19 protein-coding genes are annotated in these 19211 nt (G+C 63.6%); 4 read left to right on the top strand and 15 right to left on the bottom strand.

Translation table 11 applies throughout. The features are described from left to right. Window positions 1-44: 44 nt before the first annotated feature. From ACZK3W_RS06365 to ACZK3W_RS06310, 12 genes are all read right to left on the bottom strand, one after another. Complete coding sequence (locus ACZK3W_RS06365) at window positions 45-290, bottom strand: hypothetical protein (RefSeq protein ID WP_040008462.1); 246 nt, start codon at window positions 288-290, stop codon at window positions 45-47. Window positions 291-352: 62 nt separating this feature from the next. Then, window positions 353-2002 (bottom strand): DNA primase family protein, encoded by a 1650-nt coding sequence (locus ACZK3W_RS06360; RefSeq protein WP_164089599.1) that lies wholly within the window; start codon window positions 2000-2002, stop codon window positions 353-355. Between the two features lie 46 nt (window positions 2003-2048). After that, window positions 2049-2219 (bottom strand): ribbon-helix-helix protein, CopG family, encoded by a 171-nt coding sequence (locus ACZK3W_RS06355; protein WP_140222693.1) that lies wholly within the window; start codon window positions 2217-2219, stop codon window positions 2049-2051. Between the two features lie 499 nt (window positions 2220-2718). Then, window positions 2719-3381, bottom strand: coding sequence for an N-6 DNA methylase (locus ACZK3W_RS06350; RefSeq protein ID WP_049451765.1), 663 nt, complete (start codon window positions 3379-3381; stop codon window positions 2719-2721). Next, window positions 3374-4162: a DNA methyltransferase family protein gene (locus tag ACZK3W_RS06345; protein ID WP_146256385.1), complete on the bottom strand. Its 789-nt coding sequence runs from the start codon at window positions 4160-4162 to the stop codon at window positions 3374-3376. Before ACZK3W_RS06345 ends, ACZK3W_RS06350 begins: the two co-directional genes overlap by 8 nt. Further along, complete coding sequence (locus ACZK3W_RS06340; protein WP_229298517.1) at window positions 4155-4844, bottom strand: phage N-6-adenine-methyltransferase; 690 nt, start codon at window positions 4842-4844, stop codon at window positions 4155-4157. The genes ACZK3W_RS06345 and ACZK3W_RS06340 overlap by 8 nt, the downstream gene beginning before the upstream one ends. An 86-nt stretch (window positions 4845-4930) precedes the next feature. Then, on the bottom strand, window positions 4931-5497 hold the full coding sequence (locus tag ACZK3W_RS06335) for a hypothetical protein (RefSeq protein WP_008267292.1): 567 nt from the start codon (window positions 5495-5497) through the stop codon (window positions 4931-4933). A gap of 162 nt (window positions 5498-5659) precedes the next feature. Continuing rightward, window positions 5660-6088: a hypothetical protein gene (locus tag ACZK3W_RS06330; RefSeq protein ID WP_146256386.1), complete on the bottom strand. Its 429-nt coding sequence runs from the start codon at window positions 6086-6088 to the stop codon at window positions 5660-5662. 59 nt (window positions 6089-6147) lie between these two features. Beyond that, entirely contained in the window at window positions 6148-6501 is a 354-nt protein-coding gene (locus ACZK3W_RS06325) for a hypothetical protein (protein WP_040008476.1), read from the bottom strand. Window positions 6502-6884: 383 nt separating this feature from the next. After that, the gene (locus ACZK3W_RS06320) at window positions 6885-7430 is read right to left on the bottom strand and encodes a hypothetical protein (RefSeq protein ID WP_049446852.1); all 546 of its coding nucleotides are present in this window, start codon (window positions 7428-7430) and stop codon (window positions 6885-6887) included. A 168-nt stretch (window positions 7431-7598) separates the two neighbouring features. Next, a complete protein-coding gene (locus ACZK3W_RS06315; RefSeq protein ID WP_008266608.1) occupies window positions 7599-8369 on the bottom strand; it encodes a nucleotide-binding protein in 771 nt (256 codons plus the stop codon). Further along, window positions 8356-10185 (bottom strand): site-specific integrase, encoded by a 1830-nt coding sequence (locus ACZK3W_RS06310; protein ID WP_229298516.1) that lies wholly within the window; start codon window positions 10183-10185, stop codon window positions 8356-8358. The genes ACZK3W_RS06315 and ACZK3W_RS06310 overlap by 14 nt, the downstream gene beginning before the upstream one ends. 251 nt (window positions 10186-10436) lie before the next feature. Here ACZK3W_RS06310 and mutS point away from each other — a divergent pair, with 251 nt between their 5' ends. From mutS to ACZK3W_RS06295, 3 genes are all read left to right on the top strand, one after another. After that, window positions 10437-13058, top strand: a complete 2622-nt coding sequence (mutS, locus tag ACZK3W_RS06305) for a DNA mismatch repair protein MutS (RefSeq protein WP_478450590.1) — start codon at window positions 10437-10439, stop codon at window positions 13056-13058. Window positions 13059-13253: 195 nt separating this feature from the next. Next, on the top strand, window positions 13254-14897 hold the full coding sequence (locus tag ACZK3W_RS06300) for a catalase (RefSeq protein ID WP_478445585.1): 1644 nt from the start codon (window positions 13254-13256) through the stop codon (window positions 14895-14897). Between the two features lie 108 nt (window positions 14898-15005). Then, window positions 15006-15608: a DUF937 domain-containing protein gene (locus tag ACZK3W_RS06295; protein WP_049424483.1), complete on the top strand. Its 603-nt coding sequence runs from the start codon at window positions 15006-15008 to the stop codon at window positions 15606-15608. A 72-nt stretch (window positions 15609-15680) separates the two neighbouring features. On the opposite strand, the gene ACZK3W_RS06290 is transcribed toward ACZK3W_RS06295, so the two are convergent. The 3 genes from ACZK3W_RS06290 to ACZK3W_RS06280 form a co-directional block, all read right to left on the bottom strand. Next, window positions 15681-16868 (bottom strand): glycoside hydrolase family 5 protein, encoded by a 1188-nt coding sequence (locus tag ACZK3W_RS06290; RefSeq protein ID WP_032127549.1) that lies wholly within the window; start codon window positions 16866-16868, stop codon window positions 15681-15683. Window positions 16869-16981: 113 nt separating this feature from the next. Then, complete coding sequence (locus ACZK3W_RS06285) at window positions 16982-17389, bottom strand: RNA-binding S4 domain-containing protein (protein ID WP_004149153.1); 408 nt, start codon at window positions 17387-17389, stop codon at window positions 16982-16984. Window positions 17390-17398: 9 nt separating this feature from the next. Continuing rightward, entirely contained in the window at window positions 17399-17638 is a 240-nt protein-coding gene (locus ACZK3W_RS06280) for a hypothetical protein (RefSeq protein ID WP_478450589.1), read from the bottom strand. 62 nt (window positions 17639-17700) lie between these two features. Between ACZK3W_RS06280 and ACZK3W_RS06275 the strand changes: the two genes are divergently transcribed. Next, window positions 17701-19161, top strand: coding sequence for an MATE family efflux transporter (locus ACZK3W_RS06275; protein WP_049399635.1), 1461 nt, complete (start codon window positions 17701-17703; stop codon window positions 19159-19161). Window positions 19162-19211 lie beyond the last annotated feature (50 nt).

The following is a 19211-nucleotide window of genomic DNA, read 5'->3' as shown; positions in this document are numbered from 1 at the left end:
TCAACCTCCTGCGCCTCTCAACAGGTGGTTGTGGGTAGATGGGGTCAGAACTCGATATGAAGGGTCAGACTCTTGCGGTGATACAACGCTCGCCGCACCAGCTCGGCGATTTCGTCCTCGCTGCGCAATCCCTGGTCGCCGTCTTTTCCCAGACGGACGTGGAGACCAAACCCGCTTTGCACGAGCAAGTATTGCGGGTCCGCTTCCGGTGTCTCTGGGCTCTCTAGATCGGCAGCGGTGATAGCTTCTTCGTGGAAAGCGTCTTCGGGAATGTGGTCGGGCGATGGCATGGGGGCTCCGTCTTGGTTTGGATACCCCTTTGCAATAGCGCACCATCGCCGGTTGTAAAGGCCTACGCGGCTTCAGCCATCGGTGCGCCCGACAGGAGGGCGATGGCTTCCATGGCCTCTTTGCTCAGAGGGTCACCCAACGGAACCTCCTCGTCCGGGATGGCCTGGGGAGCCCCGCCCTCCAGGCGCGGCTTCAATCCCCCCACGCGCAGGTTGACCCAGCGCTCGGCCTTCGATCCCTTCGTCGCCTTCTTCTGCTTCTGCTGGAGCCCCGGCATCCGTTCGCGCACCCGCTTCCAAAGCTCTTCAGCACCCACCGGCTTGCGGCCCAGCTCATCCAGAACGTAGTTTCGGTAGTCTGCATAGATGTCGTTCTTGTCGGTCCACGTGCCTTCTTCTTCGATGACCATGCGCTCGGCGAAATAAGATGCCGTGGTGTCCGTCTCTTGCCGGGTCTGCTCGGCAAGCGCCTTCACGGCGTCGGGCATTTCCTCAGGCAGGCCGCCACGCTCAATGAGGCGCATGGCCCCCTCCAACAGCCAGTCGATGATCACGGCCATTTCTGCCGGGTCTCCGGTCAGCTTTTTGTAGAAGTCCTGATCGCGGTTCTTGTCGTTTTCGACCAGGCGCACGTTGAACGGAATCATGCAAATCTTTCGCCAGAAGCCGTGTTCGTGGCTCGTCACCGAGAACATGGCGTTCAGGGCAAGAAAGAGCGTGCCCCGAGGAACCGTGGTGTAAGCGTCCTTGCCCTTGTTCTCCGCGGACATGGGATCGCGAGAGATAAGCGCCTTCAAGACCTGCTGGATGGGATCGGAGAGGACCTTGGGTGCCTCGGTTGCAAGGTAAAGGGTCTTGGATGCCAGGGGTGCCATCGCAAACTGGCCGTCCAGCTTGTCGATGCGGACCGCCGTATTTTTCGGGTGGATGGCGCGCAGGACGTGAAGCAAGGTGCTCTTGCCGTTGCTGCCGCTGCCCAGCAGCAGGAAAGCCTTCTCAAGGCACATCGGCATGACCGACGACGCCATGGCTTCTTGAAGCAACCCACGCACGGCCATGTCCGGCATGAAGCGGTCGAGGTAGTTGGCCCACCGCGACTTGGGGTCCAACGGCTTGGGGGTGTAGCGGCCGGACCTCACCTGGTCGAGGTTGAGCTTCGCTGGGACCAAGGAAGTGATCCCGTGTTTGGGGTCGGCCGGCAGGTATTCGATGTAGGCCTTCTTGTTGGCGTCCTTGAGGATCTCCAGGTAACCGCCCTTCAGCGGCACGATGGCCCGATGCTGGCTTTCAGGCAACTTCATGCCAGGCAAGCGGATCATTTCGAGAATGGCCGTCTTGACGCAGCTGGTCGCGCTGCTCTGCTTGGCGTCCTCCGGGGCGTGCTTGCGCATCCAGTCCAACGCGTGGGCTTCTACTTCCCGGGTGGCTTGCGGGGCCCAGATGCCTTCGGACTCATTCCACTGATACAGCGAAAAATCGATCTCGCCGTTGTCCATCTTGCCGCCAATGCGGAAACAGTTGGCGCGGCGCATATCGTCGGCATAAGCCAGCTCAAACGAGAGGTCTTCCCCAATAACGCCCAGGTCATCCGTGGCGTCGTTGGGATTGGCATCGGCCCCAAAGGCCTTGCCCTTTTTCTTCGGAGCCTGATCAACGGCGTCGCCATTGGCCTCCCCGCCCTTGACAGGGCCAGTCTTCGACTTACTCTTCATGTTGTAATCCCTAGTAGTAAACGCCCCGGTTCGCACCCGGGGTTTTTTATGCCGCTTGACTGGGGCGATGCACCCACTCTTGAAGCGCCTGACGCATGGCCTCGGAAGGGGTTTGCCCACGGGCCACCGCCGTCTCCTCCACCAACGCCTTAAAACTTTTGCTGACCCGGGCCTTCAACAACTCATCCCGTGCGGTCTTTTCGCGTTTCGTCTTCACTGCCTGCTCCGTTTCTTGATTTGTGGTCCTGTTGTGGCCACAAATCCATCTAAGCAGGCTTTACGGAACTGGCAAGGGCTCGCGCCAACGGATGTTCGTTTCTGCTTTCGATGCTCCAGAAACACTTGAAAGTGTGAAATACCTCAAGCATCAGCCTGGGAGGTAGCAAGTGCTTGTTACCCACTTGTTACCCTTCAAACCCTTATGTTTACTGGGGGTAACAGGTGGTAACAAGGTAACAAGTGGTTTAAGAGATCCACGCAAGAAAAATCCACTCACCGCTCACAACATCCATGCATACACCCATCGGGAGCTCGCGATCCACCCGTTACCCTGTTACCCCTTGTTACCTCCTTATGGGACAAGGCTTTCACGGGTAACAAGGGGGTAACAGGTGCTTGTTACCTGTTAGGAAAAACAAGAGCAAAAGCGGCTTGAAGCAAGAGCCGGCGGCTGCTCGCCGCCGAGTCTTGAAGAGGGAAAGGCGGGCCTCCGGCCTCTACTCGTAGAGGTGGAAGCGGGACCAAAACCCGGGGCGCCTGGGACCGATCAGTTCGTTCCCCACCGTGACTTTGACCGCCCCAAGCGGCAAGAAATGAAACGTTTGATTCGCGTGGATCTGCAAAGCCGTCATCGCTGCGCACAACGGATCGATGTCCCCCGCCAGCACCAGGATTTTTTCGCTTGGAAGGTGTTTCTGTTGACTCCTGATCGCGGCAAGGGCAAGCGAACCCGCGCCGCAACAGCTGTCGTAGACCTTGGCTCCGCTCCCACCAGGCCGATGCCTGGTGGCAAGGGTTTGAACCAGATCGAGAAGATCGCCGGGAGTGAAAGACTGACCCAGCCCTTCCCCACCCTTCCTGGCCAGCAGCTCGGCATGGACCCGTCCCAGGACATCGTCAAACGGCCTGCTTGCGAAGACCGCTTTGATGTAAGCGTTGATGGCTGCTACCACTTCAGGCGCTTCTTCGACATTTTTTTTCAAGGGTCCAAAAGCAAGGACTTTGGTGTCGAGGTGACCCTTGGTGTCTGCGTGGATATGTGCCATTGACATCAGTGCGTGCTGAACGAACGTTTCGAATGCAACCCGCGGATTCCACGGCTTGCCAGGAGTGGAAGGGATGGCGCGGATGGCCTTCACAAGGTTGGCGACCTCATTCATCGTTGGCCGCCCCCATGTCAGCGCCCGTCACCCGGTTGGCCTTCTCGAGCCGGATCTCCTCATCCATGGCGATGAACCGATCTCGCGTGAGAGACCAAAACACCACCCGCGTTTCCAGGTATTGAGTGATGATGTCTTTGCACTCGACCACCACGCGCCCGATGGGCATCCGCCAGATCAACTGGTTTGACAGCAACTGAAGTGCGGTCATCGCAGCACACAACGGATCGCGGTCGTTCGCTTTCACGGTAAGCCCCCGAAGGGCCTTCGAATCCTTCCCGGCCAGTTCGTGAAGCTTCACAAGCAACAGCGTGCCGGCTCCGCAGGTGGGGTCACCCATGGGCCACTCGTCTTTTTGAGGCGCTTGAGCAAAGGCGTTCATCGCCCTCGCCAAGCCCCAAGGGGTGAAATGTTGAGCGTCGTTCTTTTTCCCTGACCACACCAACTCATTAAACAATCGGCCCAGGATGCATTCGAACGGCTCGAAGGTTTCCACTGCGCCGCCGTAGGCCTGGCCCGCTTCGTGGCACCAATCCTCGCTTCCTTGCACGTCAGTCCCAAGCAGCGTCAAGTCACACCAGGCGACCAAGGGCCCAAATCCCCGGGTGAACAACTCCTCGGCCTGATTGATCACGCAAACCTTCAGCGCAAACGCGGTGAACTTGCGCATCTTTTCCCTGGGCGATTCCCCGGGGATGGCTTGGATAGCCTTCAACAACCGCTGGTAAGCATTGTTGCGGGGATCGGTCGGCTTTGCCTTCTTCGAAGTGCCCTTACTCATCGTTGGCCGCCCCCACGTCAGCGCCCACCCCAGAACTCACCCGGGCAAAGTCCAGCTCCAGGAAACATCCGCGGATCTGCCCCTCCCTGACCGCCCGCTTCAAGCGACGGGCGCCCTCCTCGCCGTAGGCAATCCACGCAGGGCCAGCAGGGGGCGCGTCACCTACGTCTCCGTTGGCCCGGTGGAACTTCAAGCGGCCCTCCTGGAAGACCACCGCGCTGACATCGGGGTGGTTCAGCACGAAACTTTGGAACCAGCGGGTCTCGGTTCGCGCAAACACCAGGGCGATGCCGCCCCCCGGGTGGTTGGCCATCTTCTCCATCCAGGCCTCTTGCCCCCGGCCGAACGGCGGGTTCATGAAAACGAAGGCATCCGCCGGCCATTCCGACGCCAGGCCGTCATCGCTGGGCTTGAGCATCCGAGCCGCGGTGGGCCACGGCATCCCGTTCTCGGGCGTTGCCGGATCCAGGTCGAAGGGCCCCAGGCCCGTGAAGCCTTCCCTCGGGCTGCCCCAAATATGCTCCGGAGGGGTGAGCCAAGTGGTGGTTGTCTCGAACTGCGGCAAGCGGTCGAAACCAACTGTGGCTGCGGCGAGCTTTTTAGTCCGGGGGATGGAGGTGGTTTTGCGCTCCTTCGGCATGAAGAGGTTGTTCGGGTCAGACGAAGCGGAGAGGATGTTCAATGTGCACACCTTATGGTTGATAGGGAGTTGTTGTTAGTTCGAGGGATTCAGACCTGCGTAGCGGGTCCGAGGTACAGCAAGGGCATCTACGGCAGCTGCACGTCCAGGTGCATGGCAATGTCTTCCAGCGCGTCTTCGTCGGCTTCACCGCCCTCGACCAATGCCCCCACGACAAGGCTGACGTCCACGTCCAGATCAATTCCCCAAATGCTCCACGTCGGCGCATTGAGCTCCTCGGTGCTGAGCCCGTGAAACTGACTCAATGCGTCTTCCCATGACTCGGCTTCGAAGGTGTAGCGGCGGCTGGCGAGCCCCGTCGCCGTCAGCAAGAGGCGTTGCGGCAACGCGGGCGCGACGGGATCGGCGACACCATCGTGGTCGTCCTCCTCGTCCGATCCGAACTCCATCTCACCGGCTCGGTTGAACACGTAGTCCGGGATCGCCTCGTACACCGCGTCCCCCACGCCTCCGCATACCTCGTGTTCGATTCTTTCCAGAGAGTAGGCCGATGACTCAATCAGCCACTGTGCGGCGATTTCAGGATCAAGCGATTCAAGATGGTTGATCGCATCGGACACACACGTGACATCCATGGCGACGCTGTAGTCGACCCACACCGGGCCGGTGACGCTGATGGTGTATCGCTGTTTCATTGGCTGTTCCTTGATGATTTGGCAAAGCTCCGCCCTCACGGCCAAAGGGCCGCGTTGAACGTTTGCTTTATGGGGTTGGGTTACTGCGCGCCAGCAGAGAGGCAAGCGATGCCCGCACTGCCTTAGGCAAGCCCGGAAAGGCGATCGCTGCCCGGGTTGGGGTTACGACTCGGACTGCAAGCCGGGCAGCGGCGCCGTGCGCAGGAGGGGCTGGAAGCTGCCGAGCCACGAGGGAGGCTGCAAATCGCCGGGTGCATGCTGATCGTATGTATCCAGAACAAAGCCGGGCTTGGATGAATGGCCTTTCGTAGCGGCGCGGCACCCCACGGACTCGACCACAAACTGCGTGTCGAAATGGGTCACGACTGCTCGGTAAGAACCGTAAACTTGAATGCAGGACGTGACTTCCTCCGACGTCAGCAAGTCCGGGAGCGTCATTTCAAAGAGTTCCCTTTCAATGCTATCCATCCCCTCAATGAGGGAAGCCGCACTGGTCGTCAAATAGATCTGCGGAACGATCGCTCCATGAGATCGAGAGGAACGATTCGACTTCCGATTACGGCGGGATTTGCTGCTGGGCTTCTTGCTCACGATGGACTCCGAAGGTTGATGGATGCGGAAGGTTGGGTAGCGGTACGAGAGGACAGAGATCACCACCACGAGTCGTAGAAGACATTCCAACCCTGATCGATGAGGCGGCACGCTCCATCGATGAAGATCAGGTCGAAGTGCTGTTCTTCGGGAAGAGACTCGCCAAAGAAGTGCCCCTCCGTTTTCGGAAGCTGTCCGGAAAGCACGGCCTGCCGGAGGTCCTCCAGGTCCTGCCTAGACAGAAACAGGGGCTTCTTGTTGAACTTCATCGGGTCTTTGCAGCCGCTCCGGCTGGCATACAGCGCCTGCATGTAGCCATGCAGATCCGGGTGCTTGCGCCATTCCATGATCGGCACGGCGGTGTTGTCCACCACGTCTTTACGGGTTTTTCCTGCAAACATATCGAGTCCCACGGGAGCATCTCCTTGGTTTTTGGGTAAAGCTTCGCCGTCGCGGCAGATCTGCCGCGCGGAAGAAGTGATCGAAGTAGTGAGCCGCTTGGCCTGACCTACGCCCTTACTCGGAAGCGGTCACGCCCGGACTACAGGTTTCCTTAGGCACCGACCCAAAGTGCGTGCTGAGAGCAGTGCCACTGGGCGGGCCTGGTAGGCGGGGGAAGTGTTCAAGGGCGTCTCCGTTTCTTGTGCGCCCATCCTACCCACTCGCTGGCGACCTCCCATGAAGGGCTAAATCACTGAAAGTGATCGTTTTTCAAGGGCTTGCAAGCAATCATTTTCACGACAAAGTGCGCGAGGACCCGGCATTCGGGCATCCCATTTCGCGGTAAGCCTTTGCCTCAGCCGAGGCTTGCCTCACGCGCCCTGTTCAGCGCTTGGCGGACATCGCTCAGGATCGAGTCGACAGCGTCCATCAGCACGTCGTGCAGACGCCGCTCGACCCAGGGCATCTGGAGCGCCTCCAGGGTCGTGTGAGGCTTTGCGAGGTGGGCAGGGTAGGCCGCGGCAGAGCCAAGCACCCGCCCTCGATCATCCACCGCCCAAGGCAGCACGCGTTCAAGCGCCTTAATGCCAAGCCGCTTGAGTGCCTTTGTCAGGGATTCAATCTCGGCATCGGCCTCAGCGCGCCTGATCTTGGCTACAGCCAATGCTGCCGACAGCGCACTTGCCTCATCCTCTTCGATACGTTGGCGGCCGGCCGATATCCATCGCCCGTTCACCTCCGCCTCGCTGCAATCCAGGACGGATCTCCAGTTGTAACGGGTGCCACCTTTGTTGCTCTTCGCCCTCGTGAAATCAGGAAAGAGCCCCTTCCCCGCCCGGCGTCGACTGTTCAATGAGTCTAGGCTGATGCCCATCGTGTAAGCGGCGACGGCGCCGCTCACATCAGGCTCCAAGCCTTTTCTTGCTCGCGATAGCTCGTCCTGATGTTGCTCGCTCAATGTAACGAGCGGTGACGTCGGATCTTTTCGAGGCCGGCCACGACGCTTGCCCCCCATAATCCCTGGGTCTCGACCTTTAGCTGTTGGCTGGCGTTCTCTCACTGGGCGGCCTCAGAAGCGGAATCGACCGCCACCGACATCTTTTGCGGGTCGGGCAGGCTCAGGCAGAGAGTCGTCCAATGCGTCTTGGCGGGCAGAAGAACGCGCCACCCGCAAGACCTTTTCCACCTCGTCCAACGCAGCGCTCATGGCGGCGTCGTAGGGTTCTCTTGCGTCGACGCTGACCCAAGCCTCCAGCAGAGCCTCGGACAGCGATGCATCCCACACGTTGCCTTCGTCCAGGGCCCGGTCCAGCAGATCTTCCGAGACCGAGAGAACGTGACCGGCGATACAGCCGTCGCTCATTACCCACCCATGGCTGATCGACACGCAGTCTCGCAACGACAGGAAGGACACGCCCTTGCCGACCGCCTTCTTGAGCTTCTCCAACTCCGTCCGGCCCGTCTTTACCGCGAGCTCCCGCTCGAGCTCGCGGATCTGCTGGCGCAGAGCGTCTTCCTCTGCCACCAGCCGGCGCTCCTTGGCTGAGCGACCCAATCGAGCGCGCTGCCACTCGACGAGATCCTCGTACAGATAGCGGACGTGCTGATTGGCCCCGCCGTGAAGGCTGCCCGCGCCTTTTTGAAAGGGCGGCCCCAGCGGGGGCGACCGGCGGCGCCACTCGCCCAGCGTGTCGAAATGCACCCCGAGAAACTGGGCTGCGGCCTTGGTTGAAACGGTGGGCGTCAGGCCGGCTGCAGCGCGCGACAGCTCTTGGTCCAGCGCGCGTTGAAGCTTGGCGCGGTAGTCCTCGTCACTGCGAACCGTTTCAATCGTCTGCATGGCTCAGCGCCAACTTCCTGTTCCTTGGAGCGAACAGTTTAACCGGCTCCTCGCCGGCCTCGTCGAGGCGGGGCTTGTCCAGCCCCTTGAGCCGGTTCCAGACCCGGGGACTGCGGGCCACCATCATCTCCTCAACCTCACCAAATGCCTCGCGAAGGCGTGCCCACTCCTGCTGCGTGTAGCGTTCGGAGACCGGAGACATGCCATCGCCACCGGCCGTGCGGACGTGGTGGTGGAGCATCTGCGAGACAATGCGGCTCTCGCCAAACTTCAGGGCCGCATAACGCCCAAGGGTCCGCCGCAAATCATGCGTGGTCAGGCCCTGGTCGACGTCATCCCGAATGTCCCCCGTATCTCCCTGCTGCCCAACCAAGCCCGCGTCGCGACGCACATTGGCGAGGATCGATTTGCTATCGAGGTAATGGCCCGACTTGCTGCGGCTAGAGCGGGCGGGGAACACGAAGCGTGTCCGGTCCACCTTGCGCAACGCTTCCTGGACGCCTGCCTCCAGTGCAGCAAGGACCGTTCGTGCCGCCCCCTTGGCCTTGGCTGACTTCAGCAACGACTCTGCTGCAGCCAGTTCGCGCAGGGCACCGTCGTCGTCCAGCCGGGTTTCAAAGCGCAGTCGCAGCACCCTCTCCGCGAAGTAGCTGATCGGCAGGAAGCGCTCTTCGCCCGATTTGGTGTCGAACATGAAGACCTGCGGGCCCTCCCGCTTCGTATAGCGGTTGATCTCCCCGGGCTGGCCCAGCCAGACCCATGACACTTCTTCTTGGATCAACTCGCTGTGGGAACAGCGATCCATCCAGCGCAGTTGCGCGGCTTCGCTTCGACGCGTGCCCCAAAGCAAGGTCAGCAGCAGATAATCGGACGCGCCGGCGTTGTGGCCACCCTGCTCATCCCGGCGCCCCACAATCGACTGCAACACCTTTGGGAGCGTGTTGTCGGTCAGCGGATTGCGGACCGCCGCCTTCTCATAATGCTTGCGGAGGTTCCGGGCGCCTCTCAGCAAGTGCCTATCAAAGATGGCCTGCAGGGGGTTGTGCCTCAGCCTAGACTCTCGCCCTTCCCGTCCCGCCAGGACGCTCTCACGTTTCAGCACCATGGCCACCGCGCGATGGGCATCCGTGAAGCTGTGTTCGGTGGCGGCCAGGCCACTGGCCCGGACGCGCTGGACATACTTTCCCGTGATCCCCAGGCTTTCCAGTGTCCGCGTATCCAGCTCCGCCCAGTCCTCGTAGCCCGCCAAAGCTTCTCGCATCGGGGTCGGAATGCGGTTGGATCGGACCATCGCGCTCTTGCGCAACGCGTCGAACGCGGCTTCCACGTCGTCGTCGGTCACATCGGCCACGGCCCGCTGAGCGAACCCCACTTCCGGACGTGACAATCGAGCAAGGCTGTCCTCCAACGCCGTCAGGCTGGACTGCTTCACCAGTCGCTTGGTCACCCGGTCCTTCATGTCGGCGATGTAGACGTCGAAACAGTCGGCCACGGTGAGCCGAGCCAGTCGACCGTCCTCTTGCTGCTGCTGGCTAGCCCGCGCTGCCCGAGTCTTCGGGTTCTCGCCTGACGCCTTGAGCTCCTGAATCAGCTCCCGGGCCACGGAGTAGGCCTCTTCCAGCCCCATGTCCGTGACGTTGCCCAACGCAAAGCGGCGGACCCCCTGCGTTCCGCGCCGAACCACTTCATAGGTCGTCCGGGTCTTGCCCACGTAGAAGCCAAACCCTACCGGCGCCCCTTGGTTTCCATCCAGCACGCGATAGGCCTTATCGCCCTGCTCCGCCGGCCGCTCCACCAGCTTGGCGCGCTTGCCCAAGCCTCCCGACGCAGGGATGCGCCGAACTGAAAGCTCCATCACCTGTTGGTGGGTCAGACTAAACTTGGTGGCCTGGCGCCGGGTGGCGCGGTCCGTCGCAACATTTTTTGGCATGATCGTCCGTGTCCCGATTGGCGTCGCAACACGATCTTTGCCCAAGCAACCGGCCGTCGCAACACCATCGCAACAAAAAACCCCGTTACTTGCCGTTTCTGACGGCAACCCGCCTTCACTCACCGAGACGGACTCCATTGCAAGCCACTGATTCAAAAACAAAACGGAACGAATCCAAGGGGAGTCAAGAGCACACCCCCTTGATGAAGCAGTTCTTCGCGGCCAAGTCCGATTACCCGGACCTGCTGCTGTTCTTCCGCATGGGTGACTTCTACGAACTGTTCTATGACGACGCCCGCAAGGCGGCGCGCCTGCTCGACATCACCCTGACCCAGCGCGGCAGCTCCGGCGGCGCACCGATCCCGATGGCCGGCGTGCCGGTACATGCCTATGAAGGCTACCTGGCACGGCTGGTGGCGCTGGGCGAGTCGGTGGCGATCTGCGAGCAGATCGGCGACCCGGCGCTGGCCAAGGGCCTGGTCGAGCGCAAGGTGGTGCGCATCGTCACCCCCGGCACGGTCACCGACGAGGCGCTGCTGGATGAACGCCGCGACACCCTGCTGATGGCCCTGTCGCGCAGCAAGCAGGGCTACGGCCTGGCCTGGGCCGACCTGGCCGGCGGCCGCTTCCTGGTCAACGAGGTGGAAACCGACGACGCGCTGGAAGCCGAACTGGCACGGCTGGAACCGGCCGAGCTGCTGGTGCCCGATGAAGAGAACTGGCCGGAGTTCCTGCGCCAGCGCACCGGCGTACGTCGCCGCGCGCCGTGGCTGTTCGATGCCGACAGCGGCCGCCGCCAGCTGCTGAATTTCTTCAAGCTGCATGACCTGAGCGGCTTCGGCATCGACGACAAGCCGCGCGCCACCGCTGCGGCCGGTGCCCTGCTTGGCTATGTCGAGGAAACCCAGAAGCAGCGCCTGCCGCACCTGACCTCGATCGCGATGGAAACCGCCGGCGAGGCGATCGCGATGAACGCCGCTACCCGCCGCCATCTGGAACTGGATACGCGTGTTGATGGCGACACCCGCAATACGCTGCTGGGTGTGCTCGACAGCACGGTGACGCCGATGGGCGGGCGCCTGCTGCGGCGCTGGCTGCACCGCCCGCTGCGCCTGCGCGAGGTGCTCGTACAGCGCCACCATGCGGTGGAAACCCTGATCGATCGCGGCAGCGATGCGGACATCCGCGAGCAGTTCCGCCGCCTCGGTGACCTGGAACGCATCCTCACCCGTGTCGCGCTGCGTTCGGCGCGGCCGCGCGATTTCTCCACCCTGCGCGACGGCCTGGGCCTGCTGCCGGCGGTGCGCGAGGTGCTGGCACCACTGGATTCGCCGCGCCTGCAGACGCTGCATGCGGCGCTGGGCGAACACGACGAGTGCGCGCAGCTGCTGGCCAGCGCCATCGCCGAAATGCCGCCGCTGAAGCTGAGCGATGGCGGCGTGCTGGCCGATGGCTTCGATGAAGAGCTGGACGAGCTGCGCCGCCTGTCCACCCACGCCGACCAGTTCCTGGTCGACCTGGAACAGCGCGAGCGCGAAAGCAGCGGCATTCCCACCCTGAAGGTGGGCTACAACCGCGTGCACGGCTACTACATCGAGATCAGCAAGGGCCAGTCCGACCGCGCGCCGGTGCACTACACCCGCCGCCAGACGCTGACCAATGCCGAGCGCTACATCACCGAAGAACTGAAGGCGTTCGAAGACAAGGTGCTGTCCGCGCGTGACCGCTCGCTGTCGCGCGAGAGGTACCTGTACGAGCAGCTGCTGGACACCCTCGGCGGCCAACTGGAACCGCTGAAGCAATGCGCCGCCGCGCTGAGCGAACTGGACGTACTGGCCGCCTTCGCCGAACGCGCGCAGGCGCTGGACTGGGCGCGCCCGGAGCTGCAGGCCGAGCCGTGCCTGAAGATCGAGCGTGGCCGCCACCCGGTGGTCGAGGCGGTGCGCGAGCAGCCGTTCGAACCCAATGATCTGGATCTGCATCCGGACCGTCGCATGCTGGTCATCACCGGCCCGAACATGGGCGGTAAATCGACCTACATGCGGCAGAACGCGCTGATCGTACTGCTGGCCCACATCGGCAGCTTCGTGCCGGCCAGCCGTGCGCTGATCGGCCCGATCGACCGCATCCTGACCCGCATCGGCGCCGGTGACGACCTTGCCCGCGGGCAGTCGACCTTCATGGTCGAGATGGCCGAAACCAGCTACATCCTGCATCACGCCACCGCCCATTCGCTGGTGCTGATGGACGAGATCGGCCGTGGCACGTCCACCTACGATGGCCTGGCACTGGCCGACGCGGTGGCCCGTCACCTGGCCTACCAGAACCGCTGCTACACGCTGTTCGCCACCCACTACTTCGAGCTGACCGCGCTGGCCGACGAGCAGCACGAGGGTGGCCGCAGCGGCATCGCCAACGTGCACCTGGATGCCGTCGAGCACGGTGAGGCGCTGGTGTTCATGCACGCGGTAAAGGATGGCCCGGCGAACCGCAGCTTCGGCCTGCAGGTGGCGGCACTGGCCGGCCTGCCGCGCGCCACCGTGGCACAGGCACGGCGTCGCCTGGCCGAGCTGGAACAGCGCGGTGGTGAAAGCCATGCCGCCGAGTTGGCGCCGCAGGCGTTGGATGCGCCGCAGCAGTTCGGCCTGTTCGCAGCACCGTCGAGCAAGGCGCAGGACGCGCTGGCGGCGATCGACCCGGACGAACTGACGCCGAAGCAGGCGCTGGAAGCCCTGTACCGGTTGAAGGCACTGCTGTAGCCGCAGCGCACGCCCATGGCCTCCCGCTCGCCTTGCGGGAGGCCTGTTGAAAGACTGTGCAAATCCGATTCTGCGTTTCAATTGACAGAACCTATCAACCTGAACGGATCATTCGATTATTCATTTCATCTGGCCATAGCTAAAGTCGAGTGAAGATGTTTCTCCCACGTCTTCACCGCCACCAGGAGCCAGCCGATGAGCCAGTCCGACAACAACAACGCCAAGTGCCCGTATCACACCGCCCCGTCGCCGGATCAGGGCGCCGAGCAGCAGCGCGAGCTCAGCACCACGCCCAAGCAGAAGCATGGCGATGATCCGGTCACGCCGATGACCACGGCCTTCGGCGCGCCGGTGGTGGACAACCAGAACAGCAAGACCGCCGGCCCGCGTGGCCCGCTGCTGATGGAAGACGTCTGGCTGCTGGAAAAGCTGGCCAACCTCAACCGCGAGATCATTCCCGAGCGCCGCATGCACGCGAAGGGCTCGGGCGCGTTCGGCACCTTCACCGTCACCCACGACATCAGCAAGTACACCCGCGCCAAGCTGTTCGAGAAGGTCGGCAAGCAGACCGAGATGTTCGCCCGCTTCACCACGGTGGCCGGCGAGCGTGGCGCCGCCGACGCCGAACGTGACATCCGCGGCTTCGCGCTGAAGTTCTACACCGAAGAAGGCAACTGGGACCTGGTCGGCAACAACACCCCGGTGTTCTTCCTGCGCGACCCGCGCAAGTTCGCCGACCTCAACAAGGCCGTGAAGCGCGACCCGCACACCAACCTGCGCAGCGCGCGCAACAACTGGGACTTCTGGACGCTGCTGCCCGAAGCCCTGTTGCAGGTGACCGTGGTGATGAGCGACCGCGGCATTCCGCGCAGCTTCCGCCACATGCACGGCTTCGGCTCGCACACCTACAGCTTCACCAATGCCGACAGCGAGCGCTTCTGGGTCAAGTTCCACTTCGTCAGCCAGCAGGGCATCGAATCGCTGACCGACGCACAGGCGCAGATCCTGGTCGGCCATGACCGCGAAAGCCACGGCCGCGACCTGTTCGCCGCGATCGAGAAGGGCGACTTCCCGAAGTGGAAGCTGTTCATCCAGGTCATGCCGGAGCTGGACGCGGAAACCTACCGCGTGCATCCGTTCGACCTGACCAAGGTGTGGCCGAAGAGCGACTACCCGCTGATCGAAGTGGGCCAGTTCGAACTGAACCGCAACCCGGTCAACTGGTACCAGGACGTTGAGCAGTCCGCGTTCGCACCGAGCAACCTGGTGCCGGGCATCGGCCCGTCGCCGGACAAGATGCTGCAGGCTCGGCTGTTCGCCTATTCCGATGCGCAGCGCTACCGCTTGGGCGTGAACCACCACCAGATTCCGGTGAACGCCGCGCGCTGCCCGGTACACAGCAACCACCGCGACGGTGCGATGCGCGTGGACGGCAACTACGGCGGCCTGCCGCACTACGAGCCGAACAGCTACGGCCAGTGGCAGGAACAGCCGCAGTACCGCGAACCGCCGATGAAGATCCGCGGCGACGCCGACTTCTGGAATTTCCGTGAGGACGACGCCGACTATTTCAGCCAGCCCGGTGCGCTGTTCCGCAGCTACAACCAGGCGCAGAAGGACCGCCTGTTCGCCAACACCGCCCGCGCCCTGGGCGATGCGCCGGACTTCATCAAGCAGCGCCACATCGACAACTGCAGCAAGGCCGACCCGGCCTACGGTGCCGGCGTTGCCGCGGCGCTGAAGGCGCTGGCCAGCCAGCCGTCGGATCCGTTCAAGCCGGCGCAGCCGGAAGCGGACTTCCCCACCGCGACCCCGGGCGCCGAAGACATCGAGCTCTGATCGCCCTGCCCCGTGTACGGCACGCCGCCTCCCCGTGAGGCGGCGTCGCCGTTTTAACGGTCCGCGTCGTACCTTCTGCACGCCCAACCCCAATCAAGGATTCCGCAGATGAGCCTGACCGACGAACTTCTCGCCAAATTGCAGGGCGCCCCGCTGCAGCAGGTGTCGCAGCAGCTCGGCATCAGCGATACCCAGGCTTCCGGCGCGATCAGTGCCGCGCTGCCGGTGCTGATGGGCGCGCTGGGCAACAACGCCTCGCAGCCGCAGGGCGCGCAGGCCCTGCTCGGCGCCTTGCAGAACAACCACAGCGGCCTGGACCTGGGCAGCGTGCTCGGCTCGGTACTGGGTGGTGGTGGTGGTGGTGCCGCCAGCGACGGTGCCGGCATCCTCGGCCACATCTTCGGCGGCAGCCAGCAGAAGGTGGAGACCGGCCTGGCCCAGGCCACCCAGCTCGACAGCGGCCGCACCAGCCAGCTGCTGCAGATTCTTGCCCCGATCGTGATGGCCTTCCTCGCCCAGCGTCTCGGCGGCGGCCAGGCCGATGCCGGCTCGCTCAGCCAGGCCCTGGGCCAGGAAAAGCAGCAGGTGCAGCAACAGGGCGGTCTTGCCGGTGGCCTGCTCGGCAGCCTGCTGGACCAGGATGGTGATGGTCAGCTGGGCGTGGGCGATCTGCTCAAGCTGGGCGGCAATCTGCTCGGCGGCAAGCGCTGAGGGAAAGCCTGGCCGGACATGGGCCGGCGCTACCGGCATCGCCATGGGTAGCGCCGGGCCATGCCCGGCGGCTTACCGGTTGCCCGCCTTCAAACGCTGCAGGATCGGTGCGAACAGGGGCGCCTGCATCGAACGCGGCGGCTCGACATGGCCGCCCTTTTCCTGCGCCTGCCAGTACGACCACGGCAGCGGCTTGTCGCCCAGTTCGTAGTCCATGCCGTCCCAGCCATCCTCGCGGAAGGCGTAGAAGGCCCAGTGCACCTTGTCCTGCTCCAGCACCTGCAGCACATCCTGCAGGTAGCGGCTGCAGTCCGGCCACCGCCGCATGCAGCCGAATTCGGCCACCACCATGCGGTTGGCACCGACGCCATGCGAGGCGGCCCACGTCATCGGTTGCTGCAGGTAACGGCGTACACGCGCCGCATCCCAATGCTCGCTGCCTGCACCGAACGGCACCTGCGCCGGATAGCGCCAGGGTTTGGCACGCGTCTGGTTCGGTGCACTGGTTGCTGCATACGGCTCGTACATGTGCACGCTGTACAGCAGCTTCGAATCCGCCAGCGGTGCCGGCCAGTAGTTGAAACCGTCGGCGGCGGCATACCAGCCCGCATCCAGCATCAGCGGCATCGCGGTGTCGACCTCGCGGATGCTGGCGATCAGTTCCGAGTAGAAGCGGCGCAGATCGCGTGGGCCGTCCTGCACACCGGCATACCACCGCTGCATCGCCTCAGTGGACGCATGCTCGGCCAGGCCTGCACCGTACTCGGGCACCGGCTCATTGATGAGGTTGTAGGCGGCCAAGGCAGGATGACCCTTCAGCGCCGTGGCCAGGTCATGCCAGAAGCGACGGGCCGGCACATGGTTGTCGAAGGACTGCCACAGGCGCTGGTCGACCACATCGCCGTTGTGCTGCTTCCAGCGCAGCAACGGCAGCGACAGCGGCGTCAGCACCACTTTCAGCCCGGCCGCATCGGCGTCATCCAGCACCCGCCGCAGCGTGGCCAGGTCGGCCGGAACCAGTCCGCGATAGTCATCGGCGTTGCCGATCAGGAAGTCACGACCGCCCTGCCCCTTCCACTTGTCCGGCACCAGCCGCACCCAGGTCGCACCGGTCGCACGCAGCGCCTCGAAGTATTTCCGGTCCGGAGGCGACATGTTCATGCTGTTGCCACCGCGTTGCGGAACGTCCCAGAAGGTGATGTCGGCAGCGTGCAGTGGCGCAGCAGCAAGCAGGGACAGGCATAACAGCAGACGACGCATGGGCAGGCCTTCGATAGGTGAAAAACCAGCCTGCCCAGCGCAATCCGAACGTACCGTGACCGGCGCCTTGTTTCGCACCGCGATAGGAACAATCCGTTGGAATCAGGATTTCGCTAGAGCGCGTCGATGTCACCCAAGGCCCGGATCAAACGCCGCGCGCGCTTGTCCGGCTTGTGTTCCGGCGGCTGGAAACCATCGCGTGCCGCGATGCGCAGTGCACGCTGTTCGGCACGGCGCGCCTTCGAAGCCTCGCTCTCGGCGTACAGCTGCTGTGCCGTTGGCGCCGGCCCACGCTGGTCGCTCAGGCCCAGCACCTGGATCTCGAAATGCTCCTCGCCGCGGTCGACCTGCAGCTGCTCACCCACGCGCACCGCGCGCGAGGACTTCGGGCGCTGCCCGGCCACGCTGACCTTGCCGGTCTCGATGGCCTGCTTGGCCAGGCTGCGGGTCTTGAAGAAACGGGCCGCCCACAACCAGATGTCCAGGCGGACACTGGGCGACAACGGGGAAAGCTCAGGCATCGGTGCGGACTACTCCGGTGGCTTGTTCAGGGGGCGCGGGTTATCGGGGTCGGTGCGGCAACCGCTGCCCCCGATCAGGGTGGGAACGCCGGCGGAAAGATCCTGGCGCTGGCTGCCGACCAGGCACTCGGGGCGGTCGGTTGGCCGCACCTGGGTATCGCCCAGCCGGTCACCTGTCGAACATGCGGCCAGTGCGGTGCCGATCAAGGCCAGCGCCAAGCTCCATTTCACCTGCAGTCGTTGATGCATTGCCACATCCTGCAAACCGGCTTGGTGCTAGTGTGCGCCTCCCGGGAATCGATCACCACTCCATGGCCAAAGCGCCGCTTGACCTGACCTCCGGCCCGATCGGCCGCAATCTTCTGCTGTTTTCACTGCCGATCCTGGCAGGCAACATCGCGCAGTCGCTGAACGGTTCGGTGAATGCGGTCTGGGTCGGGCGCTTCCTCGGCGAGGCGGCACTGACCGCCACCGCGAACGCCAACAACATCATGTTCTTCCTGATCGGCTCGGTGTTCGGCTTCGGCATGGCCTCGACCATCCTGATCGGCCAGGCGATCGGTGCGCGCGACATCGCGCAGGCACGGCGCGTGGTCGGTACCAGCGCCACCTTCTTCATCGGCCTGTCGGTGATCATCGCCATCGCCGGCTGGTTCATGGCCCATCCACTGCTGGCGGCGATGGGCACGCCGGCCGCCTCGCTGCCGCTGGCCGAGGCCTACCTGCAGATCATCTTCCTGGCGATGCCGACGCTGTACGCGTTCGCCTTCCTCACCGCCGCGCTGCGCGGTGCCGGTGATTCACGCACGCCGTTCCGTTTCCTGATGGTGTCGGTGGCGCTGGACATCGTGCTGAACCCGGTGCTGATCTTCGGCATGGGGCCGTTCCCCGCGCTGGGCATTGCCGGCTCGGCCTGGGCCACGCTGGTCGCGCAGACGCTGTCGCTGGCCGGCCTGCTGCTGTACATGCGGCACAAGCGCCACACCCTGTGGCTGGGCCGCGCCGACATGCGCCTGTTCAAGCTCGACCTGACCATCCTCAAGGCGCTGGTCATCAAGGGCGTGCCGATGGGCCTGCAGATGGTGCTGATCTCGCTGTCGGTGATCCTGCTGATGACCATGGTCAACCAGTACGGCACCGACACCGGCGCCGGTTACGGCGCTGCCCTGCAGCTGTGGAACTACCTGCAGATGCCGGCGATGGCGATCGGTGCGGCGTGCTCGTCGATGGCGGCACAGAACGTCGGTGCGCAGCGCTGGGATCGCGTGCGCGGCACCGCGCGCCAGGGCGTGCTGTTCAACTTCCTGTTGACCGGCGCGCTGATCCTGCCGCTGGTGGTGTTCGATCGCCAGCTGCTGGCCCTGTTCCTGCCACCGGCCAGCCAGGCGCTGGACATCGCCCGCCATCTCAACCACGTGGTGATCGGCTCGTTCCTGTTCTTCGGCGTCAGCTTCGTGATCTCCGGCGTGGTGCGCTCCACCGGCGCGGTGATTCCGCCGCTGCTGATCCTGGCCGGTTCGCTGTGGGGCGTACGCGTGCCGTTCGCCGAACTGCTGCAGCCGTACTGGGGCGCCGATGCGATCTGGTGGAGCTTCCCGGTCAGCTCGCTGGTGTCGATGCTGCTGTCGCTGGCCTATTACCGCTGGGGCGGCTGGCGCAAGGCGAAGATGATGGGCAAGCCCTCGCACGCCGAGGAACTGGCCACGCCGTCGGAGATTCCGGCCTGCCCGCCGTCGCCGGTGGCCGACCCGGATGCCGCGCCACTGCGGTAGTGCCGGCCGCTGGCCGGCAACCTCAAGCCCCTCCGGGGGCATCGCGCAAC

Source organism: Stenotrophomonas sp. 80084_Sma, assembly GCF_056481995.1.
The sequence above is the reverse complement of the archived record's forward strand: the minus strand, read 5'-3'. Positions and strand labels throughout refer to the sequence as shown.

Excerpts from the sequence above, each read along its gene's own strand:
- ACZK3W_RS06365 (WP_040008462.1), bottom strand. The coding sequence starts at position 290 with ATGCCATCGCCCGACCACATTCCCGAAGACGCTTTCCACGAAGAAGCT.
- ACZK3W_RS06360 (WP_164089599.1), bottom strand. The coding sequence starts at position 2,002 with ATGAAGAGTAAGTCGAAGACTGGCCCTGTCAAGGGCGGGGAGGCCAAT.
- ACZK3W_RS06350 (WP_049451765.1), bottom strand. The coding sequence starts at position 3,381 with ATGAATGAGGTCGCCAACCTTGTGAAGGCCATCCGCGCCATCCCTTCC.
- ACZK3W_RS06345 (WP_146256385.1), bottom strand. The coding sequence starts at position 4,162 with ATGAGTAAGGGCACTTCGAAGAAGGCAAAGCCGACCGATCCCCGCAAC.
- ACZK3W_RS06335 (WP_008267292.1), bottom strand. The coding sequence starts at position 5,497 with ATGAAACAGCGATACACCATCAGCGTCACCGGCCCGGTGTGGGTCGAC.
- ACZK3W_RS06315 (WP_008266608.1), bottom strand. The coding sequence starts at position 8,369 with ATGCAGACGATTGAAACGGTTCGCAGTGACGAGGACTACCGCGCCAAG.
- ACZK3W_RS06300 (WP_478445585.1), top strand. The coding sequence starts at position 13,254 with ATGAGCCAGTCCGACAACAACAACGCCAAGTGCCCGTATCACACCGCC.
- ACZK3W_RS06295 (WP_049424483.1), top strand. The coding sequence starts at position 15,006 with ATGAGCCTGACCGACGAACTTCTCGCCAAATTGCAGGGCGCCCCGCTG.
- ACZK3W_RS06290 (WP_032127549.1), bottom strand. The coding sequence starts at position 16,868 with ATGCGTCGTCTGCTGTTATGCCTGTCCCTGCTTGCTGCTGCGCCACTG.
- ACZK3W_RS06285 (WP_004149153.1), bottom strand. The coding sequence starts at position 17,389 with ATGCCTGAGCTTTCCCCGTTGTCGCCCAGTGTCCGCCTGGACATCTGG.
- ACZK3W_RS06280 (WP_478450589.1), bottom strand. The coding sequence starts at position 17,638 with ATGCATCAACGACTGCAGGTGAAATGGAGCTTGGCGCTGGCCTTGATC.
- ACZK3W_RS06275 (WP_049399635.1), top strand. The coding sequence starts at position 17,701 with ATGGCCAAAGCGCCGCTTGACCTGACCTCCGGCCCGATCGGCCGCAAT.